At 66.3% G+C, this 1444-nt stretch carries 2 protein-coding genes; both read left to right on the forward strand.

What is annotated here, in order from left to right; translation table 11 throughout:
• Positions 1 to 61: 61 nt before the first annotated feature.
• Positions 62 to 544 (forward strand): helix-turn-helix domain-containing protein, encoded by a 483-nt coding sequence (locus AB0302_RS11375; RefSeq protein ID WP_366372167.1) that lies wholly within the window; start codon positions 62 to 64, stop codon positions 542 to 544.
• A gap of 47 nt (positions 545 to 591) precedes the next feature.
• Positions 592 to 1413: an IS3 family transposase gene (locus AB0302_RS11380; RefSeq protein WP_366372169.1), complete on the forward strand. Its 822-nt coding sequence runs from the start codon at positions 592 to 594 to the stop codon at positions 1411 to 1413.
• The last annotated feature ends 31 nt before the right edge of the window (positions 1414 to 1444 follow it).

Below are 1444 nucleotides of genomic sequence, written 5' to 3' on the forward strand. Positions count from 1 at the left end.
GTGAACTGCTCCCCGGAAGTTGGACTCCGAAAATGAGTCCGACCATCCGGGGAGCAGTTCCATGCCAGCACCGTCTTCACTGACCCACGAGCAACGACGAGAAGCGATCGACCTCTTCACCCAAGGCCGCCACGCCAGATCTGTGGCCCATCACCTCGGCGTGGCTTACCAGCCCGTGCGCCGACTGATGGATCGCTGGCGCGTGCATGGCAGTCTGACGCTCGTGCCCAGCAACACGAAACGCCACTACCCTTACGAGCTCAAGCTCGAAGCCGCCACCCGCCACGCCGCCGGGGAGGCCAGCACCGATCTGGCCGTCGAGCTTGATGTGAGCACCCCACGACTGGTCCAACGCTGGTCCGAGCTCTACCGCGTTCACGGCGCCCAAGGCCTCCAACCCCGTCCCCGCGGCCGGCCCTCCACGAAGAACACCCAGCCCGAGCCCAGTCAGGAACAACGCCTGCGCCGAGAGAACGAAGAACTCCGAGCGCAGGTGGCCTACCTGAAAAAACTCCGAGCCCTGGGGCGTCAAGGACCGCGCTGAAAGCAGCCGCGGTCACCAGCCTCAGGGCCCACCACCGGCTGCCGGCCCTGCTCAAAGCCGCCGGCCTGGCCCGATCCACGTACTTCTACCACCACCGCAAAGCCACCGCACCAGATCCACGAGCCGAGCTCAAAGCCGCCATCGAAGCGGCCGTGCTCACCGGGCGCGGCCGCTACGGGCACCGCCGTGTCCACCTGCTCCTGGCCCAGGCCGGCTGGGCGGTCGCGAAGAAGACCGTGCTGACCCTGATGCGTCAGCTGGGATTGAAATGCCAGGTCAGACGCCGCCGATACAACTCCTACCCAGGCCACGAGGGCGCCAGCGCCCCGAATGTGCTCCAACGCCGTTTCCAGGTGCCCGCACCGAACCAGGTCTGGGTCAGCGACGTCACCGAGTTCGCTCTGACCGGCTCCAAGCTCTACCTCTCCCCGGTCATCGACCTCCACGACCACGCCGTGATCGCCTGGTCCATGAGCACCAGCCCGAGCACCGCGTTCACCAACGCCTCCCTCCGGCAGGCCTTCGACACCCTGCCGGCCCCGGCACCGGGGCTGATGGTCCACACCGACCAGGGCTTCCAGTACCGCCACCGCTCCTGGCAGGCCCTGCTGGCCCAGAACCACGCGGTCCAGTCGATGTCGCGCAAGGGCAACTGCTACGACAACTCCCTCGCGGAGAACTTCTTCGGCCACCTCAAGTCCGAGGCGTTCCTCGAGGGGATGCCCACCACGATCGAGGACCTCACCGAGCAGATCGACGCCTATATCCACTGGTACAACCACGAACGGATCCAGGAACGACTCGAGGGCCTGACCCCGATGCAGTATCGGTGTCAGGCCCTCGGGGCCACGGCCCTGGCTACGCTGTAGAAACCAGTCCAACTTCCGGGGAGCAGTTCAG

Source organism: Micrococcus sp. NPDC078436 (assembly GCF_040702705.1).
In the GTDB taxonomy this organism is placed as follows: Bacteria; Actinomycetota; Actinomycetes; order Actinomycetales; family Micrococcaceae; genus Micrococcus.